This is a genomic window from Micromonospora desertarenae (assembly GCF_056150265.1).
On record NZ_JAXCFQ010000002.1, the window covers coordinates 243,311 to 264,973 of the forward strand.

Here is a 21,663-nt window from a genome sequence, read left to right on the forward strand (position 1 = left end):
AGTGTTGTCGTGCTGACTACGATCCGGGCATGGGGGAGCCGTGGCGGGACCGGGCGCGACGGGCGGTCGAATGGAACTGGCGGCTCCGGCCCGCCGGTGATCCCCGGCCGCACTACGTGATCTGCGGGCGGGACGCGCTCGCCTACTACGTCGCCAAGGCGTTGCTGGAGACGGAACTGCCGGCCGGTGGCGCGCGGGTCACGGTGGTGGTGCCGGAGCGCTACCGGGTGGCCGGGCCCGACGTGGCCGGCCTGCGCGGGGTGCGGGTGGTCCGCTCCGACCGGCTCGACGTGCCGACGTTCCAGGCCGCCGGCCTGGCCGGGGCGAGCGGGCTGGCCCTGCTGCACCAGGACGACGTCGGCAACCTGCACGCCGCGCTCTGCGCCCAGGCGGTCGACGACGAGGTCCGCCAGGTGCTGCGGATGTTCAACAACACCCTGGCCGACGGGGTCCGCACCCTGCTCAAGGCGCGGGTCGAGGTGCTCTCCGACGCCGAGATGGCCGCCCCGGCGTTCGTCGCCGCCGCGCTCGGCGAGGTCGACCCGACCCACTTCCAGCACCGCGACCGCACGCTGCGGGTGGCCCGCCGCGCCGACGTACGCGAGCAGGACGTGGTCTGCGGGCTGGCCGACCTGAGCGACCCGCAGCGGGTCCGGCTGTTCCCCCCCGACCAGTCCACCGCCGACCTGGTGCTCGCCGAGGCCACCGGGCAACCGCCCGGCACCGAGGTGGCCGCCCGGCGGCTGGTCCGGGCGCGCCGGCGGCGGCGGCCGGTCGCGGTCTTGGTCCGGGCGATCCGGGGCTTCGCCACCCGCAAGATCGGCATCGCGGTGATGCTGGTGCTCGGGCTGATCGCCGTGCTCGGCGCGCTGATCTCCCGGGCCGAGGACGTGTCGCAGTTGGAGGCGATCTACCTCACCCTGGTCACCACGCTCAGCGGCGCCGACCCGGACACCACCAAGCCGCCGGACGCCCAGATCATGCAGGTGGTGCTCAACCTCGCCGGGCTGGCGCTGATCCCGCTGATCACGGCCGTGGTGGTGGACGGGATCGTCAACGCCCGGCTCGCCCTGCACACCGGCCGGTTGCAGACCGACCGCTCCGGGCACGTGGTGGTGGTCGGCCTCGGCAACGTGGGCACCCGGGTGATGGCCCAGCTCCGCGAGTACGACGTCGAGGTGGTGGCGATCGACAAGAACCCGGAGCCGCGCGGTGCCACCCTGGCCCGCCAACTCGAGGTGCCGCTGATCGTCGGCGACGCCGCCCTGCCCGAGACGCTGGAGGCCGCCGCGATCCGCGACTGCCAGGCGCTGGTGGTGGTCTCCACCGACGACGTGGCCAACCTGGAGGCGGCGCTGGCCGCCCGGGACGTCCGCGAGGACCTGCGCGTGGTGCTGCGGCTCTTCGACGGCGACTTCGCCGAGCGGGTCGAGGAGGCGTTCGGCATCGGCGTCTCCCGCTCGGTCTCCTACCTGGCCGCGCCCGCGTTCACCGGCGCGCTGACCGAACGCGCGGTGATCGCCACCATCCCGGTCGGCCGGCACGCGCTGCCGGTGGCCGAGGTGCCGGTCGCCGCCGGCTCCGAGTTGGACGGCCGGCCGCTGAGCGCCGCCTCCCGGGACGGGCAGGTGCGGTTGATCGCGCGTACCCCGGCCGGTGGCGGCCGGACGATCTGGCGCGACCTCGACCCCCGCCAGGTGATCTTCGCCGGCGACCGGCTCACCGTGGTGGCCCGGCGCGCCGGCCTGGACTGGCTGACCCGGCAGTGCGCGCCCCCGGCCCCGCCGGCCCGGCCGGTGCCGGCGTCCCGGACGGGTGCCCTGCCCCGGGCCGCCAGCCCGCCCCCGCCCGCCATGCCGGGCGTTCCGCCGGGCGGCGGCGTCCCGCCGGGGCAGCCCGCCGAGCGGCCCGGGCCGGTCCCGGCCCCGCCGGCCGGCAACGGTGGCCCGCCGGCCGGTTCGGTGCCGGACGACGGCGGGCCGGCCCGGCAGCCGGAGGGCACCGCCCAGCCGAGCTGACGTTCCCGGTGGCCGCCGGCGGGCCCGCCGGGCCGGGCTCAGCGGCGGCGGCGGAGGGCGTACCAGGCGGCGCCGACGGCCAGCACGGCGAAGCCGGCCAGCACGCTGGACAGCGGCAGGCTGACCGCGAGCAGCAGGCAGCCGACCAGCCCCAGCGCCGCCAGTGCCTGGACCGGCAGCCGGCGCGCCGGGTCACGGCCCAGGGTCAGCGCGGCGGCGTTGGTGATCGCGTAGTAGACCAGCACCGTGCAGCTGGAGAAGCCGATCGCGTGGCGGACGTCGCCGAGCGCGACCACCAGGGTCACCACCGCGGCCACCGCCAGCTCGGCCCGGTGCGGCACCTGGCGCACCGGGTGCACGGCGGCCAGCGCGCCGGGCAGGTCCCGGCGGCGGGCCATCGCCAGCGCGGTGCGGCCCACCCCGGCGAGCAGGGAGAGCAGCACCCCGGTCACCGCCACCGTCGCCCCGGCCCGGACCAGCCAGGCCAGGCCGGGCAACCCGGCGGCGGTCACCACATCGGCCAGCGGCGCGGCGGAGGCGGCCAGCCGGTCGGCGCCGAGCACGCCGACCGCGACCACGGCCAGCGCCAGGTAGACCACCAGCACCAGGCCGAGGGCCAGTGGCACGGCCCGGGGGATGGTGCGCTCCGGCTCGCGGACCTCCTCGCCGAGCGTGGCGATCCGGGCGTACCCGGCGAAGGCGAAGAAGAGCAGCCCGGCGGCGGTGAGCACGCCGCGGCCCGAGCCGCCGGCCGCGCCCAGCCGGTCCAGCGAAACGTCGGGCGCCCCGGTCACCGCGACCAGGGCCAGCACCGCCAGCACCAGCCCGACCACGACCTTGGTGGCGGTCACGGTCTTGCCGATGCCGCGCAGGTTGACCGCGGTCACCGCCAGCACCGCCGCGACCGCCACCAGCCGGGCCTGCCCCGGCCAGAGGTACGCCCCGATGGTCAGCGCCATCGCCGCGCAGCTCGCCGTCTTGCCGACCACGAATCCCCAGCCGGCCAGGAAGCCGGCGAACGGGCCGAGCCGCTCCCGGCCGTAGACGTAGGTGCCGCCGGACTCGGGGTAGCGGGCGGCCAGCCGGGCTGAACTGGTCGCGTTGCAGAAGGCGATGAGGCCGGCCAGCGCCAGCGCCGCCAGCAGGCCGGCCCCGCCGGCCGCCGCCGCGGCGGGTGCGAAGACCACGAAGACGCCCGCGCCGAGCATCGACCCCAGCCCGATGACCACCGCATCGGGTACGCCCAGCCGGCGCGCCAGTTGGTTCACGCCGGGCAGGCTAGGTGACGGAGGTGAACGGACGGTCCCAGGTGCGCGGCGCGCCGGGCAACGGCAGGTCGTCCCAGGGCACCCGGTGCAGCAGCCGGTCCAGCAGCAGGCCCAGCAGCAGCCCGGCCACCGAGTCGGTCAGCCAGTGCCAGCCCAGGTAGGTGGTGGTGCAGAGCACGACCAGCGGCGGCACCACCCGGACCACGGTGACCAGCCGGGGCGGCATGGCGCGCCCGTAAACGTGCAGCAGCGGCGCGAGCAGCAGGGCGATCACGCCGTACCAGACGATGGCGTTGGCCACGTGCCCGGACGGGTAGGACTGGGCGAACCGGAGCGGCAGGTCCTCCTGGAAGAGCGGCAGGGTCTGCTCCGGCGGCAGGAACGGCTCCTTGACGCTGGCGCTCGGCGCCGGCCGGGCGGTCCACACCTTGAGCGGGCCGATGGTCAGGTAGGTGAGCGCGAACGCGAGCACCGGTGGCAGCACCGGCCGCACCGACCGGAGCCGGACCGCCAGCAGCACCCCGAGCCCCAGCGCGATCAGCGTCAACGGCGTGCCCTGACCGAGGTAGTTGAGCACCACCGCGGTCCAGTGCGCGGCGGTGGGCCGGTGCGCTTCCGACCAGTCGGCGACCGCCCGGTCGATCCCGAAGAGCCGGTCGGTGGCGAGCGCCACGGTCAGCCCGACGAGCGCGACCAGCAGCGCGGCGTCGAACCACCAGCCGGCCGGGCGGACCGGCCGGAGCCGCACCGTCCGCCGTACCGCCGTGGTCTCCCGCACGCGACCACGCTACCGGCCCCGCCCGGCGGCGGCTGTGTGCCGAGCCACGTGGGGGAGCGCTCGGGCGGGGCGACGAGTCAAACTTGTGCCCGTGCGGATCACCTCGGCTCTCGTCGACCCGGCGCTGCTCGACCTTCCCTGGTCGACCCCGCTGGAAGAGTGGCCTGCCCAGCACCTGGTCGCGCTGCCGCAGGGCATCTCGCGGCACATCGTCCGCTTCGTCCGCCTCGGCGACTACGTCTACGCGGTGAAGGAGACCGGCGAGCGGGTGGCCGAGCGCGAGTACGACCTGCTCCGCGCGCTGGAGCGGATCGACTTCCCGTCGGTGGAGGCGGTGGCGATCGTCGCCGACCGGCAGAGCGACGACGGCGAGCCGCTCGACCCCGTGCTGATCACCCGGCACCTGCAGTTCTCGCTGCCCTACCGGGCCCTCTTCTCGCACACGCTCCGGCCGGAGACGATGGGCCGGCTGCTCGACGCGCTCGCCGCGCTGCTGGTCCGGATGCACCTGACCGGCTTCTTCTGGGGCGACTGCTCGCTGTCCAACACGCTGTTCCGGCGTGACGCCGGCGCGTTCGCCGCCTACCTGGTGGACGCCGAGACCGGGGCGCTGCACCAGTCGCTCTCCAACGGCCAGCGCGGCGAGGACCTGGAGATCGCCCGGGTCAACATCTTCGGCGAGGCGCTGGACCTCCAGGCCGCCGGGCTGTTGCACGAGTCGATCGACCCCGAGGTGGTCTGCGAGGAGGTCGTGCAGCGCTACGAGCGGCTCTGGCACGAGATCACCTACGAGCAGCAGGTCGAGCGGGACGCCCGGCACGACATCGAGGGGCGCATCCGGCGCCTCAACGAGCTGGGCTTCGACGTGGCCGAGGTGGCCATGTCCACCATCGACAACGGCCGCTACCTGATCCGGCCCAAGGTGGTCGACGCCGGCTACCACAGCCGCCGGCTGCTCCGGCTCACCGGCCTGGACGCCGAGGAGAACCAGGCCCGCCGGCTGCTCAACGACCTGGACGCGTACCGGGCGGAGAGCGACCTGACCGACGAGCAGCAGGCCGCCCACCGCTGGCTGACCGAGGTCTTCGAGCCGGTGGTCCGGGCGGTCCCCGCCCACCTGCGCCGCAAGCTGGAGCCGCAGGAGCTGTTCGCCCAGATCATCGAGCACAAGTGGCTGCTCTCCGAGCGGGCCGGCCGAGACGTCGGGATGGCCCCGGCCGTGCAGTCGTTCCTGTCGGACGTGCTGGTGCACCGCCCCGACGAGCAGGCCGTGCTCGGCGTCGAGGTGCCCACCGGCTGACCCCTGGCGACACAGCCGCCACCAGGCACGGCGGTGACTGCCGGACGGGGTGCGGCGCCCTGCCTCTTCCCTGCGTGCATGATGCCCCTGGTGCCCTTTCGAGCTGCCCCTACAGATGGGGCAGGCACGGCAGTCGGCAGCATGATCCGCGAGGACGGACCGCGGCGCCGAGGGCCGGCACGCTTCGGCCGGCCAGGGCAGCCGGCGGGCGGTCGGCGGCAACTGGGGCCAGCTGGCGTGCGGCCGGGCGGCAACTGGGGCCGGTTGGCGGGCGATGGGCGGCAGCTACGGACCAGCTGGCAGGGGGTGGGCGGCAACCGGGGGCGGCTGGCGTGCGGCGGGCGGCAGCTGCGGGCAGCAGGCCGGGGATCCGATGAGCCGGGTGGTGGCCTCACCGATGGGGCAGCTCGACAGCGTCCGACGGGTGGCTGTCCTGGCGAGCGGCGCGGGGTGAGCGACCCTCGGCCAGAGGGATAACTTCGGCCAGTTCCGGCAGGCGAGCGGCGTCGTGGGAGAGGCGGCCAGGTCCGCCGGGGCGAGCGGCGTCCCGGGACCGGCGCTCCACGCCCTCCGGTGGCCGGGCTGTCCGCGCGCCGACGGCCCCGGCGTCACTCCTGCCAGGCGCCGCCGCGCATCACCCGCACCACGTTCAGGTCGTCGTCGAGCACCACCAGGTCGGCGCGGAGCCCGACCTGGAGGGCGCCCAGCCGGTCGCCGAGGCCGATCGCCCGGGCCGGGGTGGTGGCGACCATCCGCGCCGCGTCGGCCATCGGGATGCCGGCGGCCACCGCGTGCCGCAGCGCGGCGTCCATGGTGAGCGTGCTGCCGGCGATCGCCCCGTCGCGGGACAGCCGGGCGACCCCGTCGGCCACGGTGACCGCCTGACCGCCCAGCTCGTACTCGCCGTCGGGCATGCCGGCGGCGGCCATCGCGTCGGTGATCAGCGCGGACCGTTCCGGGCCGGCGACCGAGGTGGCGAAGGTGAGCATCCCCTCGTGCAGGTGCACGCCGTCGGCGACCAGTTCGCAGACCACGTTGGGGGCGTCCAGCAGGGCCACCACCGGGCCGGGTTCGCGGTGGTGCACCGGCCGCATCCCGTTGAACAGGTGGGTGCCGACACTCGCGCCGGCCGCCACCGCGGCGCGGGTCTCGTCGTACGTCGCGTCGGTGTGCCCGACCGCGGCGACCACCCGGTGGGCGGTGAGCAGCTTGACCGCCTCCAGCGCGCCGTCACGCTCCGGGGCCAGCGTCACCATCCGGATCGCGTCGCCGCCCAGCTCGATCAGCTCGGCCAGTTCCTCGGTGGACGGGTCGCGGAGGAACTCCGGGTTCTGCGCGCCGCAGCGGGCCGTGGAGAGGTACGGCCCCTCGAAGTGGATGCCGGCCAGCACGCCCTCGGTCACCAGCGGCCGGTACGCGGCGGTGGCCGCGCGCATCAGCTCGAACGGCGAGCTGACCAGACTGGCCAGCAGGGTGGTGGTGCCGTGCCGGAGGTGGAACGCGGCGGCCTGCCGGGCCTGCTCGGCGTCGCCGGTGGTGAAGGTGTGCCCGCCGCCGCCGTGGGTGTGCATGTCGACGAAGCCGGGCAGGATCCAGTGCCCGTCGCGCACCGACGGGTACTCGGCCACGGCGGTGATCCGGTCGCCGTTGATCTCCACGCAGCCCTGCCGGATCACGCCGGTCGGGGTCACCACCTTGCCGTTGACCCGCACGGTCATCGCTTCTCCAGGTCGTCGAGGGCGAGCAGGGCGGCGCCGAGGCAGCCGGCCTCGTCGCCGAGGGCGGCCGCGACCAGGCGCGGCTCCCGGTGGAAGGTCATCCGTTCGTGCAGCGCCGCACGCAGCGGGTCGAGCAGTTGGGCGCCGGCCTGGGCCAGTCCGCCGCCGAGCACGATGGTCGCCACGTCGAAGAGCGCCTGGCCGCTGGCGAGGCCGTCGGCGAGCGCCTCGACGGTCTCCCGCCAGACCTGCCCGGCCAGCGACTCACCGGCCGCCGCCCGGGCCGCCACCTCGGCCGCGGTCGCCGGTTCGCCGGCCAGTTCCGCGTACCGGCGGCCGACCGCGGAGGCCGAGGCCACCGCCTCCAGGCAGCCGGGGCGGCCGCAGCCGCAGCGGGGCCCGCCCGGGCGGACCAGGATGTGCCCGATCTCGCCGGCCGCCCCGTGCGCGCCGACCGCGGCCGCGCCGTGCACCACGTGGGCCGCGGCGATGCCGGTGCCGATCGCGACGAAGAGCACGTGGCCGGCGCCCCGGCCGGCGCCGAGCCGGGCCTCGGCGAGCCCGCCGGCGCGTACGTCGTGGCCGAGCGCCGCGGGCAGCCCGAGCCGCGCCTGCGCCAGCTCCCGCAGCGGTACGTCCCGGAAGCCCACGTTCGCCGACCAGACAGCGACCCCGCGCGCCTCGTCGACCACCCCGGGCACGGCCATGCCGACGGCCACCGGGGTGCGCCCGTCGGCGCGGGCCTTGCCGGCCAGCCCCTCGGCGACCTCCAGGATGGTGTCGACCACGGCCGCCGGGCCCCGCTCGGCGCCGGTCGGGTGCCGTTCGGTGTGCAGCACGGTGCCGTCCGGGTCCACCAGGGCGCACTTCATCCCGGTGCCGCCGACGTCCAGCGCGACGACGGCCTGAGCTGGGTTCACGCGAGCACCACGGAGCGGGTCAGGTGGCGCGGGGCGTCCGGGTCGAGGCCCCGGCTGGTGGCCAGCGTGACGGCGAACCGCTGGGCCAGGATCAGGTCGGCCATCGGGTCGACCGGCGTGCGGCCGGCCGCCCAGCTGCTCAGCACGGTGCGGCAGCCGTGGGTGCGGCTGTGCACGAAGGTGGCGCCGGTGGCCGCCACGTCCTCCGCCAGCCCCTCGGGCAGGTCGCCGAACGCCCAGACCAGCCGGTTGGGCGCGGCGATCGAGATGGGGCCGTGCCGGTAGTCCATCGCCGGGTACGCCTCGGCCCAGAAGGTGGCCGCCTCCCGGCACTTCAGCGCGGCCTCCTGGGCCAGCCCGACCGTCCAGCCGCGACCGAGGAAGGTGACCTGCTCGATCCGGGTCGGGTCGATCGGCAGCGGGGCGCGGACCGCCACCTCGGCGTCGGCGGAGAGCGTGGCGATGTTGTCGCCCAGGTGGGCGCGGAGCAGCGCCAGCGCGGTGGTCGCGAAGCGGGTCTGCACCACCGAGCGCTCGTCGGCGAAGGGCATGGGCACCGCGGCGTCGGCCAGCCCGACGGCCGGGGACTCGGGATCGCCGACCAGCACCGTGCTGGGCACCTGGCCGCGCAGCGCTGTGAGCAGTTCGAGCACCTCGGTGGTGGTGCCGGAGCGGGTGATCGCGACGAGCCGGTCGTAGCGGCGGCCGGCGGGGAACTCGGACGCCTGGAAGGCGTCGGTCTCGCCCTGGCCGGCGGCCTCGCGGCGGGCCGCGTACGCCATCGCCATGAACCACGACGTGCCGCAGCCGACGACGGCGACCCGCTCGCCCGGGCGGGGAAGGTGCCCGCCCACCGTGCCCACCAGTCGCGCCGCCTCCCGCCAGCACTCGGGCTGGCTGGCGATCTCCGCGTCCACGTACGCCATGAGAACTCCTCGCAGGGGAGAACGGTGCGCAATACGGCTCGTTTGACCCGTCTTTCGCGCGTCATTCTGCGTGAACCCGGTAGGCCGTGGCAACCGATGGCGCGATCGAGCAGGCCAGGGTTTTGCGCCCTCGTAGTTTCGCGCACTAGTGTGCACGCAATCAATCACCGACCGCGCAGTAACTGGAGGCCCCGGGGTGGACCGCTACGCGAGATGGAACGCCCTGCTCGAAATGCTGACCGACAGCGGACGGGTCAGCGTCGAGGAGGCCGCCGAGCGACTGGACGTCTCGCAGGCCACCATCCGGCGCGACTTCGACCAGCTGGCCCAACAGCAGATGATCACCCGGACCCGGGGCGGCGCGGTCGCCAACGGCGTCTCCTACGACCTGCCGCTGCGCTACAAGACGGCCAAGCACTCGGCCGAGAAGCAGCGGATCGGCGCGGCCGCGGCGGCGCTGGTCTCGCCGGGCACCGTGGTCGGCCTGAACGGTGGCACCACCAGCACCGAGGTGGCCCGCGCCCTGGCGGTGCGCCCGGACCTGAACACCAGCGCCGAGGGCGCCCAGTTGACAGTGGTCACCAACGCGCTGAACATCGCCAACGAGCTGCTGGTCCGCTCCCGGATGAAGGTGGTGGTGGCCGGCGGCGTGGTCCGCCCGAAGTCGTTCGAGCTGGTCGGGCCGCTCGGCGGGGCGCTGCTGCGCGAGGTCACCCTGGACGTCGCGCTGCTCGGCGTGGACGCCATCGACCCGCAGCTCGGCGCGGCCGCCCACCACGAGGGGGAGGCGGCGATGAACAACCTCATGGTCGCCCGGGCCAAGCGCGTGGTCATCATCGCCGACTCGTCCAAGTTGGGCGGGCACGCGTTCGCCCGGATCTGCCCGGTGGACCGGGTGGAGACTCTGGTCACCGACTCCGGCGCCAACCCCGAGGTGGTCGAGGCGTTCCGGGCCGCCGGGGTCAGCGTCATCTGCGCCTGATCCACTCGTTTTCCTCACCGTCGGTAGTCATCCGGCACGCCGATGCATACCGGGTATTGCGGTGCGCTGCATACCGAGTATGGTGTCCGCTGTCATAGCGCCCGTATCGGGGGAGGTGCAGCTTGCCAGCTGTCCTGGAGATAGAAGGTCTACGCAAGACGTACAAGAGTCGGCGGCGGGGCACCCGCAACGCCCTCGACGGCTTCGACATGCGCGTCGAGGCGGGGCAGGTGCACGGCTTCCTCGGCCCCAACGGTTCCGGCAAGACCACCACCCTGCGTACGCTGCTCGGCCTGATCCGGCCGAACGGCGGGCGGATGGCCCTCCTCGGGCACGAGGTGCCCGCGGCGCTGCCCATGGTCGCCGGCCAGGTCGGCGCCATCGTGGAGAGCCCGCAGTTCTTCCCGCACTTCTCCGCCCGGGACACGCTCTCCCTGCTGGCCGGCGCGGGCGACGTGCCGGCCACCCGGATCGACGAGGTGCTGGAACTGGTCGGCCTGCGCGACCGGGCCGGCGAGCGGGTCAAGACCTACTCGCTCGGCATGAAGCAGCGGCTCGCGGTCGCCTCCGCGCTGCTGAAGAACCCGAAGCTGCTGGTCCTCGACGAGCCGGCGAACGGTCTGGACCCCGGCGGCATCCGGGAGATGCGCACGCTGATGCGCAACCTCGCCGAGTCGGGCATGACAGTGGTGCTCTCCAGCCACATCCTCGGCGAGATCCAGCTGATCTGCGACTCGGTCACCATCATCTCGCTGGGGCGGCGGGTGGCCTTCGGCCCGGTCGAGCAGGTGCTGGCGCAGCACTCCTCCGGCGCGGTGCGGGTACGGCTGGAGGCGGTCACCGACCTGCCGGTCGCCACCGAGGCGCTGACCGGCGCCGGGATCCGGGTGACCGGCCATCCCGACCACCTGATGCTCACCGGCGTCGACAAGCCGGCCACGGTGACCCGGCTGCTCGCCGAACGGGGCCTGTACGTCAGCGAGCTGGCCCCGGTCGCCGTCGACCTGGAGAGCGTCTTCCTCGAACTGACCGCCACCGCGCCGGTACCCGGCCAGCACCGGCAGGTCGACCAGTCAGCGACGGTCGGTGGGGCGGGGCAGCCCGGCGCCACCGGAGGAGGTTGGGGCGCGTGAGTCTCTACCGTACGGAGTTGCGCCGGCTCGCCAAGCGGCGCTTCAGCCGCTGGATGACGGTGCTCGGCCTGCTGGTGCTGGCCACCGTGATGATCGGCGTCTTCTTCAGCAACCAGAAGATCGACGCGTCCGCGCTGGCCAAGGCCGAGCGCCAGGCCGAGCAGCAGTACCAGGAGCAGGTGCGCTGGAGCGAACAGGAACGTCTCGCCTGCGAGCGGGCGAAGACCGACGGCACGGTGGACCCCAACCGCTTCCCCGCGGACTGCTCCGTGATCACCCCGCCGCCGCGCGAGGCGATCGAGTCGCGGTGGTTCCTGCCGTCCACGTTCGACTTCCGGGAGAACTTCGGCTTCACCCTGCTGCCCTTCGCGGCGATCCTGGCGCTGGTGGGGTTCGTGGTGGGCGCCTCGTTCGTCGGGGCGGAGTGGAGCACCGGCGGCATGATGAACCTGCTGCTGTGGCGACCGAAGCGGTTGACGGTGCTGCTGGCCAAGCTGTCGGCGTTGCTGACCGGCGTCCTGGCGGTGGCGCTGCCCGCCGCGGTGCTGTGGTTCGGCGGGTTCTGGCTGGTGGCCGTGTATCGCGGCAGCACCGAGAAGGTGACCTCGGGGGTCTGGCAGTCGTTCGCGCTGACCGGGCTGCGCGGCATCGTGCTGGCGCTGCTCATGGCGACCGTCGGATTCGCGCTGGCCTCGCTGGGCCGGCACACCGCGATGGCCCTCGGCGGGGCGATCGCGGTCATGGTGGTCGGCCAGTTCGGCCTGGCCATCCTGCTGGACATGGCCGGGGTGCGGTTCGCCGAGGCGTGGCTGCTGCCCACGTACGCGGTGGCGTGGATGCAGAAGAAGGTGACCCTGGAGGACTGGGAGGCGTGCAACGCCACCTTCACCGGCGAGTGCCGGCCGGCGACCTTCGACGTCACCTGGCAGCAGTCCTCGGTGCTGCTGGGCGTCGGGCTGGTGGTCATCCTCGGCGCGGCGCTCTGGGCGATGCGCCGGCGGGACATCTCCTGAGGTACGGCGGCGGCGCGGCCCGGGTCCTCCCCGACCCGGGCCGCGCCGCGGCGTGTGGTGCGGCGCGGGTCGGCCCTGGTTAGGCTGAGGTCCCCCCGGTCGGCCCCGTCGCGCCGGCCGCCCGTCGCCAGCGAGGAGCGCCATGCAGCCCGCCGACGCCGCCCCGGCCAGCGAGACCGCCGCGGCCGGCCAGAGTGGGCGGACGGGCAGCTCCCGATCCGGCGTACCGACGCCGCGCCCGGCACCGGACCCGGAGGCCGCGCCGGTCCCGGAGGCCGCGCCGGACCCGGAGGCCGCGCCGGTCCCGGAGGCCGCGCCGGTCCCGCCGCCGCGCACCGCTCCGGAGGCGGAGAGCGCGCCGGGTGCCGCGGCGCCCCGGGTGGAGCCGGCGACCGCTGGTCGGGAGGCGGGCGCCACCCACGGGCCGCAGACCGCGCCCGGGGAGGCCACCGACGCACCGGATGTCGCGGACGCGAAACCGGCGCCGTCCGTCGGCCCCGCCGCGCTCACCGAGCGGGAGCGCGCCATCATCGCCTTCGAGCAGCAGTGGTGGCGGCACGCCGGGGCCAAGGAACAGGCCATCCGGGACACCTTCGGCCTCTCCGCCACCCGCTACTACCAACTGCTCAACGCGCTGCTCGACCACCCGGCCGCGCTGGCCGCCGAGCCCGTCCTGATCGGGCGGTTACGCCGGCTGCGTTCCTCCCGGGCCCGCAACCGCCGCCGCTGAGCCGTCGTTCCACGCGGTTTCCGGAATGTCGCGGTGTCGACGACGCCGGGACACCCCGATATCCGGGAAACGGAGTGGATCACCCACGTGACGTGGACCGGTACGCCCGGGACACCGGGTACGCTCCTGCCGTCCGGTATCGGCGTGCCGGTCCGGATCCCGGCCGACCCGCCGGGCAGCCGGCGGAATGCAGGCGAGCCGCGCGGGTAGGCGGATGGCGTTCCGGGCCGCGAGTGTCGCGGCCGGTCCACGTTCCGGGGCGCTGTCGCCGCCCCGGGGCCGACGGAGGGAGCGGCTAATGACGGGGAACAACCCGAGCCGGCCACCGGACGGTGCCACCGGCGCCGGGCAGCACGCCCGGCAGCAGGCGTCGCGGGTCGGGCACCAGGCGGCCCAGGCCGGCGGGCAGATGGCCCACGCCGCGGCCGAACAGGGCGGCCACGTCGCCCACGAGGCCCGGCAGCAGATGCGAAACCTGACCGGAGAGACCAACACCCAGTTGCGCGGCCAGGCCCATGCCCAGAAGCAGCGGGCCGTGGAGGGCCTGCGCGGGTTCGGCCGCGAGCTCAACTCGATGGCCGAATGCAGCCAGGACTCCGGGATGGCCGCCCAGGCGGTCCGTCGGGCGGCCCGCGTCGCCGAGCAGGCGGCCGGCTGGATCGAGCACAACGAGCCGGCGGCGATGATGGACGACGTGCGGGCGTACGCCCGCCGGCATCCGGGCACGTTCCTGGCCGGCGCGGCAGTGGCCGGCCTGCTGTTCGGGCGGCTCACCCGGAGCCTGACCGGCGGCGGCGACGGCGGCCGGGGCGCGCCGACCGAGGCGCCACGACCGGGCACGGCGGGTGTCCAGCCCGGTGAGACCCCGGCCGGACCGCAGCCGTACGACCGGACGGAAGCCGCGCCGTACGAGCGGGCGGAAGCCGCGCCGTACGAGCGGACGGTCGCCGCGCCGTACGAGGTCGAGGAGCCGTACGTCGGGGCGGCCCGGGTGCGCAACGCGACACCCCCCGGTCAGCCGCAGGCCGACATCCGCGGCGGGGTGGCGCCGTGAGCGCCCCGGAGAAGGAGCGGACCCAGGCGTCCGTCGGCGAGCTGCTCGGCGACGTGACCCGGGACCTCTCCACGCTGATGCGCCAGGAGGTCCAGCTGGCCAAGGCCGAGCTGCGCGAGGAGGCCACCCAGGCCGGCAAGGCCGGCGGCCTGCTCGGCGGCGCGGGGCTGGCCGGCTTCCTGGCCGTGCTGTTCGTCTCGTACGCGGTGTGGTGGGGTCTGTCCAACGTGATGGACCAGGGCTGGGCCGCGCTGCTCGTGGCGATCGCCTGGGCCGTGGTGGCGGGCATCCTGCTCGCCAACGGGCGGACCAGGCTGCGCCAGACGCGAGCGGTGCTGCCCCGCACCCAACAGACCGCCCGCCAGGTACCGAACGCGCTGCGCGGCCGGTGAGTCGACCGGAAGGGAGCAGACGATGTCCGATCCGGACCGGATCCGGTGGGAGATCGAGAACACCCGGAACGAGTTGAGCAGTGACATCGACGCGTTGGCCGATCGGGTCAACCCGCGACGAATGGCCGGTGAGCGTGTCGGGCAGGCCCGCGGCGCGCTGGGCCGGGTGAAGGAGAAGGTGATGGGTGCACAGTCGGACGGACACGGCGCCAGCCAGCGGATGTCCCAGGCGGCGGGCTCGGCCCGCCAGTTCGGGCAGCAGGGCCGGGAGCAGATGTCGCACGCGGCGGGCTCGGCCCGGCAGCTCGGGCAGCAGGGCCGGGAGCAGATGTCGCACGCGGCGGACTCGGCCCGGCAGCTCGGGCAGCAGGGCCGCGAGCAGATGTCGCACGCGGCCGACTCGGCCCGGCATCTCGGCCAGCAGGGCCGCGAACAGGCGCAGGGCAATCCACTGGCCGCCGGCCTGATCGCCTTCGGCGCCGGGCTGCTGGTCTCGTCGCTGATCCCGCCGAGCCGCACCGAGCGGCAGTGGGCCGGGCAGGCCCGGGGCAAGGTCAGCGAGCACTCGGACATGCTGCGCCAGCAGGCCAGCCAGGTGGGCCACCAGGTTCGCGACAACATGCGGCAGAACATGCGCGAGCCGGTGAAGCACGCCGCGGCGTCGGTGGGCTCCACGGCGATGCACGGCGCGTCCGCCGTCGGGCAGCAGGGCCGGTCGGCCGCCCACCAGGTGCAGGGGCAGGCGCATGAGGCCGCCGGCGACGTTCGCGGCCGCTGAGGCCACCCGCGTCGTCGGGGCGGCGCGGACGATGCGGGTACGTTCCGCGTCCGCGCCGCCCCCCGGCCGGCCGCTCAACGAGGACCTGGTCTTCCGGTTCGGGCCGCTGGTCGGGGTGCTGGACGGCGCGACCGTGCCGGAGGGCTTCGACACCGGCTGCGTGCACGGCCCGTCCTGGTACGTCCGGCACCTGGCCGCCCGGCTCGGGCTGGCCGAGGCGGCCCGGCCCACCGCGACCCTGACGAGCAACCTCGCGGCGGCGATCCTGGCCGTCCGGTCCGACCACGGCGACGAGTGCGACCTGGACCATCCGGGCACCCCGTCCAGCACCGTCTGCCTGCTGCGCGACGGTGGCGACCACGTCGACTACCTGGTGCTCTGCGACAGCCCGCTGGTGCTGGACGCGGGCGGCCAGGTGAGCGTCGTCTCCGACGAGCGGCTGGACGCCGCGATGGCCGAGCTGCGCGAGACAGTGGCCGCGGTGCCGGCCGGCTCGGCCGACCGGATCACCCGGTTCCGGCAGGCCGTCGCGGTGCAGCGGGAGCGGATGAACCGCACCCACGGCTACTGGGTGGCCGCCGCCGACCCGGACGCCGCGTTCCACGCGGTGGCCGGCACGCTGCCGCTGCGCGGCCCCGGGGCGGTACGCCGGGCGGTGCTGCTCAGCGACGGCGCGTCGGCGGTGGTGGAGCAGTTCGGGCTGCTGGACTGGGCGGGGCTGCTGGATTTGGTGACCGCCGAGGGCCCGGGCGCGCTGGTCGACCGGGTGCGGGCGGCCGAGCGCGACCACCCGGACCGGCTGCGCCGGCACAAGCCGGCCGACGACGCCTCGGTGGTGCTCTGCGAGTTCGACACCGACGGTCCCTGACCGCCGCCCGGTACGGCGCGAGCCCGGCCCCCACGACGGGGACCGGGCTCGACGGACGTCCGGCTCAGTACGCGGCCAGCACCGAGCCCTGGTACTTCTCCGCGATGAACGCCTTCACCTCGGCGGAGTGCAGCAACTGCTCCAGCTTGACCACCCGCGGGTCGTCCTCGTCGCCGTCGCGGACCACCACCAGGTTCGCGTTCGGGTTGTTCTCGGCCTTCTCCAGCGCGAGCGCGTCGGTGGCCGGCTTCAGGCCGCTCTCGATCGCGTAGTTGCCGTTGATCACCGAGGCGTCGGTGTCGTCCAGGCTGCGCGGCAGCTGCGCCGCCTCCAGCTCCTTGAACTGGAGCCGCTTCGGGTTGTCGGCGATGTCCCGCTGGGTCGCGGCGACGCCGGCACCGTCCTTCAGGCTGATCACGCCGTGCTGGGCGAGCAGGTTGAGCGCCCGGCCCGAGTTGGTCGGGTCGTTGGGGATCGCCACGACCGCCCCGGCCGGCAGGTCGGCGAGGCTCTTCACCTTCTTCGAGTAGAGGCCCAGGGGCTCGATGTGCACCGGCTTCAGCGCGGTGAACGCGTACCCCTTGGACTTCTTCTCGGTCTCCAGGTAGGGCACCGTCTGGAAGTAGTTGGCGTCGAGCTGCTTCTCCTGCAGCGCGCGGTTCGGCTGGACGTAGTCGGTGAACTCGACGATCTCCAGCTTCAGCCCGGCCTGCTCGGCGAGGTTGTCCTTGATGTAGGTGAGGATCTCCCCGTGCGGGACGGGGCTGACGCCGACCTTCAGCGGTGCGTTCGGGTCGCTCGCGTCGCCGCCGTCGGCCCCGCACGCGGCGAGGCCCAGGGCGAGCGCGGCCGCGGCGAGGGTTGCGGTGATGCGTCGCACGGTTTTGCCTTTCGTCGGATCTGACCGGCCCGCCGGTTTCGGGGGCGGCGCCGGGTGGTCGGGTCGGCCGCGCCGGTGGGCGCGGGCCGGGTCCGGCCGGCCGGGTGGGCCTGCGCCGGGTTCACTCGTCCGGGGTCACCGGTGGGAGAGTCTTCGGGTGATCACGTCGCCGACCACCTGGACCAGCTGGACGAAGGCGACCAGCAGCACCACGGTGGCGATCATGACGTCGTTCTCGAACCGCTGGTAGCCGTAGCGCAGGGCCAGGTCGCCCAGGCCACCGCCGCCGATCACGCCGGCCATCGCCGAGTAGCCGATCAGCGCCACCACGGTGAGGGTGAAGCCGGCGACCAGGCCGGGTCGGGCCTCGCGGAGCAGCACCTTGCCGACGATCTGCCGGCGGTTCGCGCCCATCGCCCGGGCCGCCGCGATGACGTCCCGGTCCACCTCCCGCAGCGCTGTCTCCACGATCCGGGCGTAGAACGGGATGGCGCTGACCGTCAGCGGCACGATGGCGGCGGTGGTGCCGATGGTGGTGCCGACCACCGCCCGGGTGACCGGGATGATCGCCACCAGCAGGATGATGAACGGCAGCGAGCGGCCGACGTTGACGACCAGCCCGAGCAGCGCGTTCACCGGCCGGGCGGGCAGCAGGCCGTCGCGTCCGGTGAGCACCAGCAGGACGCCGACCAGCAGCCCGCCCAGCGCCGAGAGCAGCGCCGCCACGGCGACCATGTACGCGGTCTCGCGCAGCCCCTGGGTGAGCAGCGGCACGAGGTCGTCGGCGATCACGCGGCCACCTCCACGGCGAGACCGGCGGCGCGCAGGTGGGCCACCGCCGGGGCGGTCCGCTCGGCATCGCCCGGCAGGGCCAGCCGCAGCCGGCCGGCGCGCCCGCCGGCGAGCTGCTCGACGGTGCCGCCGAGGATCCGGGCGTCGAGGTCGAAGCGGCGGGTCAGCTCGGCGACGAAGGCGGTGTCCGCGTCCGGGCCGGCCACCGTGACGTCGACGACGGTGCTGCCGGGCAGCGTCGGGGGCGTCCCGAGCGGGAAGACCTCGGCGGCGAGTTCCGAGCCGGGCCGGGCGATCAGCTCGGTGACCCGGCCGGACTCGGTGAGCCGGCCGTCGCGCATCACCGCCGCCGAGTCGCAGAGCCGCTTCACCACGTCCATCTCGTGGGTGATCAGCAGGATGGTCAGCCCGAGCCGCTGGTTGAGGTCGCGGAGCAGGCCGAGGATCGAGCGGGTGGTCTCCGGGTCGAGCGCCGAGGTGGCCTCGTCGCAGAGCAGCACCTTCGGCCGCCCGGCCAACGCCCGGGCGATCCCGACCCGCTGCTTCTGCCCGCCGGAGAGCTGGGCCGGGTAGGCGTCGGCCCGGTCGGTGAGCCCCACCAGGTCGAGCAGTTCCGCGACCCGCCGTGCCCGCTCCCGGCGGGGCACGCCCATCACCTCCAGGGCGAAGGCCACGTTGCCGGCGGCGGTGCGGGAGCCGAGCAGGGCGAAGTGCTGGTGGACCATGCCGATCCGCTGCCGGGCGGCGCGCAGCCGGTCGCCGCCGAGCGCGGTCAGCTCCACCCCGTCGACAGTGACGGTGCCCTCGTCCGGGCGCTCCAGCAGGTTGACGCAGCGCAGCAGGGTGCTCTTGCCGGCACCGCTGCGCCCCACCACGCCGAACACCTCGCCGGGGCGTACCGAGAGGCTGACCCCGTCGACGGCGACCACGGACCGCCCCCGACCGCGGTAGGTGCGGCGCAGCCCGTCGAGCTCGATCACAGCTGATCCCCTCGTCGCCTCGCGGCGGGAGCGTCGCTCCCGGATTGTCTACCAGCCGAGTAGGTTAATCCGCAGAACGGCTTTTGACAGCGGAGCGTGAGGTGGAACACCATCCGGCCCGACCGGCCGATAGCCTCCGCCAACCCGGCAGTCGGTGCCGAACGGGGTGGACTTGGGCCGGTAGGGGCGGCAGACTGCGGCACGTGGCGGGAACGGTCCGGCTGGAGCCGGTGGACGAGCGAAACCTTGAGCCGTTGCTCTCCGTAGCGGCGGCCGAGGCGGAGCCCGGGGACGTCATGCCGCCGGTGGAGGCGCCGGCGGGGTGGTCGCACGCCCGCCGGGAGGCGTTCCGCGAATTCCACCGGGCCAGCTTCGGCGGGCTGGCCGGCCCCACCCGCACCCAGATGTACGCGATCCTGGCCGGCGGCGAGGTGGTCGGCATGATCCGGATGGCCCGCCGCGACGAGCCGGGCACCGTCGAGACCGGGATGTGGCTGGGCCGGTCCGCGCGCGGCCAGGGGGTGGGTGCGGCGGCGCTGCGGGAACTGCTGAACGAGGCGGCGGCCGCCGGTATGCGACTCGTCGTCGCGGAGACCACCCGGGACAATTCCGGGGCGATCGCGGTGCTCGAAAAATGCGGCGCGAAATTGCGCGAGGACGGCGATCGGGTGCACGCCGAGATATGCCTCGATTCGACGCCGCCAACATTCTGATTCCGCTTTTTTCAGTTGCTGCCGCTCTGAGGTCTGCGCTGCTCGTACGGGCATCTCTGTCCGGATTGCCGGTTTGGTGAATAGGTCGTCCGCAGGCCCGGCGCACGGGTCGTGAATGTTTTGCGGATTGGTCACCGGGTACTGCCCGCCGGGTCCGCTAAATGGGGCACCTGATTTGCGGCCCGGCTCGTGCTGTTTCCCCGGTGGCCAATTCGGCCGCTGTCGGTCAGGTGTCTCCGCGCCGGGGAGCGAAGGAGAGTTGATGAACAGCGGAGCACGAATCGGGATGGCGGTCGGCTTCGGCTACCTGCTGGGTCGCCGCCGTAAGTTGCGTACCGCGCTGACCCTGGCCGCCGCGGTGGCGATCGGCCGCGCCAGCCGGGATCCGGGCGGGCTGCTGGGCCGAGCCGGCGGCCTGTTGCAGTCGTCCCCCCACCTGAGCAACCTCAGCCACCTCGGCAAGCCGCTCGCCTCGGCGGGCAAGGCGGCGGCGACCGCCGCCGCCAGCAGCGGCATCGACGCGGTCAGCGGCAAGCTGCGCGGCTCGGCCGACGCGCTGCGCCGCCGGGCCGCCGGCCAGTCCGACGGTGGCGGCCGGCCCGACGACACCGACCAGCCCGACACCGACCAGCCCGACACCGGCCAGGCCGACGCCGGCCAGCCCGACACCGACGAGGACCAGCCGCAGCGGGAGACCGCCCGGTCCGGTCGACGGGGGCGGTGAACATGGTCGAGACGAATCCGGGCGGCCTCGCCGGCAAGGTGCGCGGCCAGCTCGTGGACGACGTCAAGGACCTGGCGAGCGCCATCGGCGAGCGCGCGGTCGCCGCGGTCACCGAGCGGGTGACCGGCGCGACCGGCCGGCTCGGCGAGTACGCGAAGCAGGGCGGCGGGCCGGGCCTGATCGCCGCCGCCACCGGTGCGCAGAAGCTGGCCGAGGGCAGCTCACCGGCGAAGGCGATGTTCCATGCCGGGCTGGCCGGCGGTAAGGAGAAGCTGATGTCGGCCATCGGCCGAGGGGGCAAGGGTGGCCGCAAGCAGAAGGTCACCAACATCGTGGAGACGATCGAGGTCGGTGTGCCGGTCCGGGTCGCCTACAACCAGTGGACCCAGTTCGGCGACTTCCCGAGCTTCATGAAGAAGGTCGAGAACGTCGACACCGAATCGGACGAGAAGCTCACCTGGAAGGCGCAGGTCTTCTGGTCGCACCGGACCTGGGAGTCCACCATCGTCCGGCAGATCCCGGACAAGCTGATCCACTGGCGCTCCAAGGGCGAGAAGGGATCGGTGGACGGCACGGTCAGCTTCCACGAGCTGACCCCGGACCTGACCCGCATCCTGGTCGTGCTGGAGTACCACCCGCAGGGCCTCTTCGAGCACACCGGGAACCTGTGGCGGGCCCAGGGCCGCCGGGCCCGGCTGGAGCTGAAGCACTTCGTCCGGCACGTGATGACGCAGACCGTCCTCGACCCGGACGCGGTGCAGGGCTGGCGCGGCGAGATCCAGGACTCGCAGGTGGTCAAGGACCACGAGACCGCCCTCCGCGAGGAGCGGGAGCGGCGCGAGGAGCGGGAGCGGCGCGAGGAGCAGGGGCGGCGCGAGGAGCGGGAGCGGCCCGACCGGGAGCCGCGCGGGCGGCGCGGCCGCCCCGAGGCGGAACCCGAGGCGGCCGAGGAGGAGCCGGAGGAGGCCGAGGAGGAGCCGGGCGGGGAGCGGCCCGCGCCGCGCGCCCGCCGCCGCCCGCCCGCGCGCCGTCGTCCGCCCGCCGAGGAGGAGTACGACGAGTACGACGACGAGTACGACGACGAGTACGAGTCCTACCGGGAGGGCGAGCTGGACGAGGCGCCGGAGGAGCAGCCCGCGCCGCGCCGCCGCGCGCCCGAGCGGCCCCGCCGGGAGGAGCCGCGGGAGGAGACGCCCCGCCGTCGTCCGGCCGCGCGCCGGGCCCCGGAGGCACCGCGCCGGCCGGTGGTGCGCCGTCGTCGGGAGGAGCGGGACGAGTGACCGTCGCGACAACAGGAGGAGACCAGGCCGGCGGCGCGCTGGAGCGCGGTGGCGGCAGCCTCGCCGACGTGGTGGAAACCGTGCTGGACAAGGGCGTGGTGATCGACGCGCAGGTGTCGGTCGCCGTGGTCGGCATCCAGCTGCTGGAGATCAACGCCCGGATCGTCATCGCCAGCGTCGAGACGTACCTGCGCTTCGCCGAGGCGGTGGACCGGTTCGACATCACCCCGAAGAACCAGAAGGGCCTGCCCGACCTGGTCGAGGGCGCCTCGGGCGCGGTCGGCAAGGGCAAGGCCATGTCCGGCCTCGGCAAGGCGGCCAAGGAGATCAGCGGGGCGGTCGTCGACTCGCTGGGCGACCGGGACACCGACCGGGACCGGGAGCGCCCCCGCCGGCGCCGGGACAAGGAGCGCTGA

At 74.5% G+C, this 21,663-nt stretch carries 22 protein-coding genes; 14 read left to right on the plus strand and 8 right to left on the minus strand.

What is annotated here, in order from left to right:
* Positions 1-29 precede the first annotated feature (29 nt).
* Entirely contained in the window at positions 30-2,018 is a 1,989-nt protein-coding gene (locus SM577_RS04105) for a potassium channel family protein (RefSeq protein ID WP_302920706.1), read from the plus strand.
* A gap of 38 nt (positions 2,019-2,056) precedes the next feature.
* Here SM577_RS04105 and SM577_RS04110 read toward each other — a convergent pair whose 3' ends face one another.
* Complete coding sequence (locus SM577_RS04110; protein ID WP_474586328.1) at positions 2,057-3,286, minus strand: APC family permease; 1,230 nt, start codon at positions 3,284-3,286, stop codon at positions 2,057-2,059.
* A 10-nt stretch (positions 3,287-3,296) separates the two neighbouring features.
* A complete protein-coding gene (locus SM577_RS04115) occupies positions 3,297-4,034 on the minus strand; it encodes a phosphatase PAP2 family protein (protein WP_474586448.1) in 738 nt (245 codons plus the stop codon).
* A gap of 121 nt (positions 4,035-4,155) precedes the next feature.
* Here SM577_RS04115 and SM577_RS04120 point away from each other — a divergent pair, with 121 nt between their 5' ends.
* On the plus strand, positions 4,156-5,364 hold the full coding sequence (locus SM577_RS04120) for a DUF4032 domain-containing protein (protein WP_474586329.1): 1,209 nt from the start codon (positions 4,156-4,158) through the stop codon (positions 5,362-5,364).
* A 608-nt stretch (positions 5,365-5,972) separates the two neighbouring features.
* On the opposite strand, the gene nagA is transcribed toward SM577_RS04120, so the two are convergent.
* Genes nagA through SM577_RS04135 form a run of 3 tightly spaced genes read right to left on the minus strand, consistent with a single transcriptional unit; the run spans position 5,973 to position 8,928 of the window.
* Positions 5,973-7,082, minus strand: coding sequence for an N-acetylglucosamine-6-phosphate deacetylase (nagA, locus tag SM577_RS04125; protein WP_474580889.1), 1,110 nt, complete (start codon positions 7,080-7,082; stop codon positions 5,973-5,975).
* A complete protein-coding gene (locus SM577_RS04130; RefSeq protein WP_474586330.1) occupies positions 7,079-8,002 on the minus strand; it encodes an ROK family protein in 924 nt (307 codons plus the stop codon). Before SM577_RS04130 ends, nagA begins: the two co-directional genes overlap by 4 nt.
* Complete coding sequence (locus SM577_RS04135; protein ID WP_302920711.1) at positions 7,999-8,928, minus strand: SIS domain-containing protein; 930 nt, start codon at positions 8,926-8,928, stop codon at positions 7,999-8,001. The genes SM577_RS04130 and SM577_RS04135 overlap by 4 nt, the downstream gene beginning before the upstream one ends.
* 196 nt (positions 8,929-9,124) lie before the next feature.
* Between SM577_RS04135 and SM577_RS04140 the strand changes: the two genes are divergently transcribed.
* From SM577_RS04140 to SM577_RS04175, 8 genes are all read left to right on the plus strand, one after another.
* The gene (locus SM577_RS04140) at positions 9,125-9,910 is read left to right on the plus strand and encodes a DeoR/GlpR family DNA-binding transcription regulator (protein WP_302920712.1); all 786 of its coding nucleotides are present in this window, start codon (positions 9,125-9,127) and stop codon (positions 9,908-9,910) included.
* Between the two features lie 122 nt (positions 9,911-10,032).
* On the plus strand, positions 10,033-11,043 hold the full coding sequence (locus SM577_RS04145) for an ATP-binding cassette domain-containing protein (protein ID WP_474586331.1): 1,011 nt from the start codon (positions 10,033-10,035) through the stop codon (positions 11,041-11,043).
* Entirely contained in the window at positions 11,040-12,056 is a 1,017-nt protein-coding gene (locus SM577_RS04150; protein ID WP_302920714.1) for an ABC transporter permease subunit, read from the plus strand. Before SM577_RS04145 ends, SM577_RS04150 begins: the two co-directional genes overlap by 4 nt.
* A 379-nt stretch (positions 12,057-12,435) precedes the next feature.
* Entirely contained in the window at positions 12,436-12,786 is a 351-nt protein-coding gene (locus tag SM577_RS04155) for a DUF3263 domain-containing protein (protein ID WP_474586449.1), read from the plus strand.
* A 298-nt stretch (positions 12,787-13,084) separates the two neighbouring features.
* Entirely contained in the window at positions 13,085-13,840 is a 756-nt protein-coding gene (locus SM577_RS04160) for a hypothetical protein (protein ID WP_474580894.1), read from the plus strand.
* A complete protein-coding gene (locus tag SM577_RS04165) occupies positions 13,837-14,232 on the plus strand; it encodes a phage holin family protein (protein WP_302920717.1) in 396 nt (131 codons plus the stop codon). The genes SM577_RS04160 and SM577_RS04165 overlap by 4 nt, the downstream gene beginning before the upstream one ends.
* A gap of 22 nt (positions 14,233-14,254) precedes the next feature.
* Complete coding sequence (locus tag SM577_RS04170; protein ID WP_302920718.1) at positions 14,255-15,010, plus strand: DUF3618 domain-containing protein; 756 nt, start codon at positions 14,255-14,257, stop codon at positions 15,008-15,010.
* Between the two features lie 31 nt (positions 15,011-15,041).
* A complete protein-coding gene (locus SM577_RS04175; protein ID WP_474586332.1) occupies positions 15,042-15,878 on the plus strand; it encodes a hypothetical protein in 837 nt (278 codons plus the stop codon).
* Between the two features lie 64 nt (positions 15,879-15,942).
* Here the strand turns inward: SM577_RS04175 and SM577_RS04180 are convergent, their stop codons facing one another.
* The 3 genes from SM577_RS04180 to SM577_RS04190 form a co-directional block, all read right to left on the minus strand.
* Positions 15,943-16,758, minus strand: a complete 816-nt coding sequence (locus tag SM577_RS04180) for a MetQ/NlpA family ABC transporter substrate-binding protein (protein ID WP_474586333.1) — start codon at positions 16,756-16,758, stop codon at positions 15,943-15,945.
* A 135-nt stretch (positions 16,759-16,893) separates the two neighbouring features.
* A complete protein-coding gene (locus SM577_RS04185; protein WP_088996303.1) occupies positions 16,894-17,550 on the minus strand; it encodes a methionine ABC transporter permease in 657 nt (218 codons plus the stop codon).
* Positions 17,547-18,530, minus strand: coding sequence for a methionine ABC transporter ATP-binding protein (locus SM577_RS04190; protein WP_302920721.1), 984 nt, complete (start codon positions 18,528-18,530; stop codon positions 17,547-17,549). The genes SM577_RS04185 and SM577_RS04190 overlap by 4 nt, the downstream gene beginning before the upstream one ends.
* A gap of 203 nt (positions 18,531-18,733) precedes the next feature.
* Here SM577_RS04190 and SM577_RS04195 point away from each other — a divergent pair, with 203 nt between their 5' ends.
* The 4 genes from SM577_RS04195 (at position 18,734) to gvpJ (ending at position 21,663) form a co-directional block, all read left to right on the plus strand.
* Positions 18,734-19,243, plus strand: coding sequence for a GNAT family N-acetyltransferase (locus SM577_RS04195; protein WP_302920722.1), 510 nt, complete (start codon positions 18,734-18,736; stop codon positions 19,241-19,243).
* A 262-nt stretch (positions 19,244-19,505) separates the two neighbouring features.
* Positions 19,506-19,967, plus strand: a complete 462-nt coding sequence (locus SM577_RS04200; RefSeq protein WP_302920723.1) for a hypothetical protein — start codon at positions 19,506-19,508, stop codon at positions 19,965-19,967.
* Between the two features lie 2 nt (positions 19,968-19,969).
* Entirely contained in the window at positions 19,970-21,247 is a 1,278-nt protein-coding gene (locus tag SM577_RS04205) for an SRPBCC family protein (protein ID WP_474586334.1), read from the plus strand.
* The gene (gvpJ, locus tag SM577_RS04210) at positions 21,244-21,663 is read left to right on the plus strand and encodes a gas vesicle protein GvpJ (RefSeq protein ID WP_302920725.1); all 420 of its coding nucleotides are present in this window, start codon (positions 21,244-21,246) and stop codon (positions 21,661-21,663) included. The genes SM577_RS04205 and gvpJ overlap by 4 nt, the downstream gene beginning before the upstream one ends.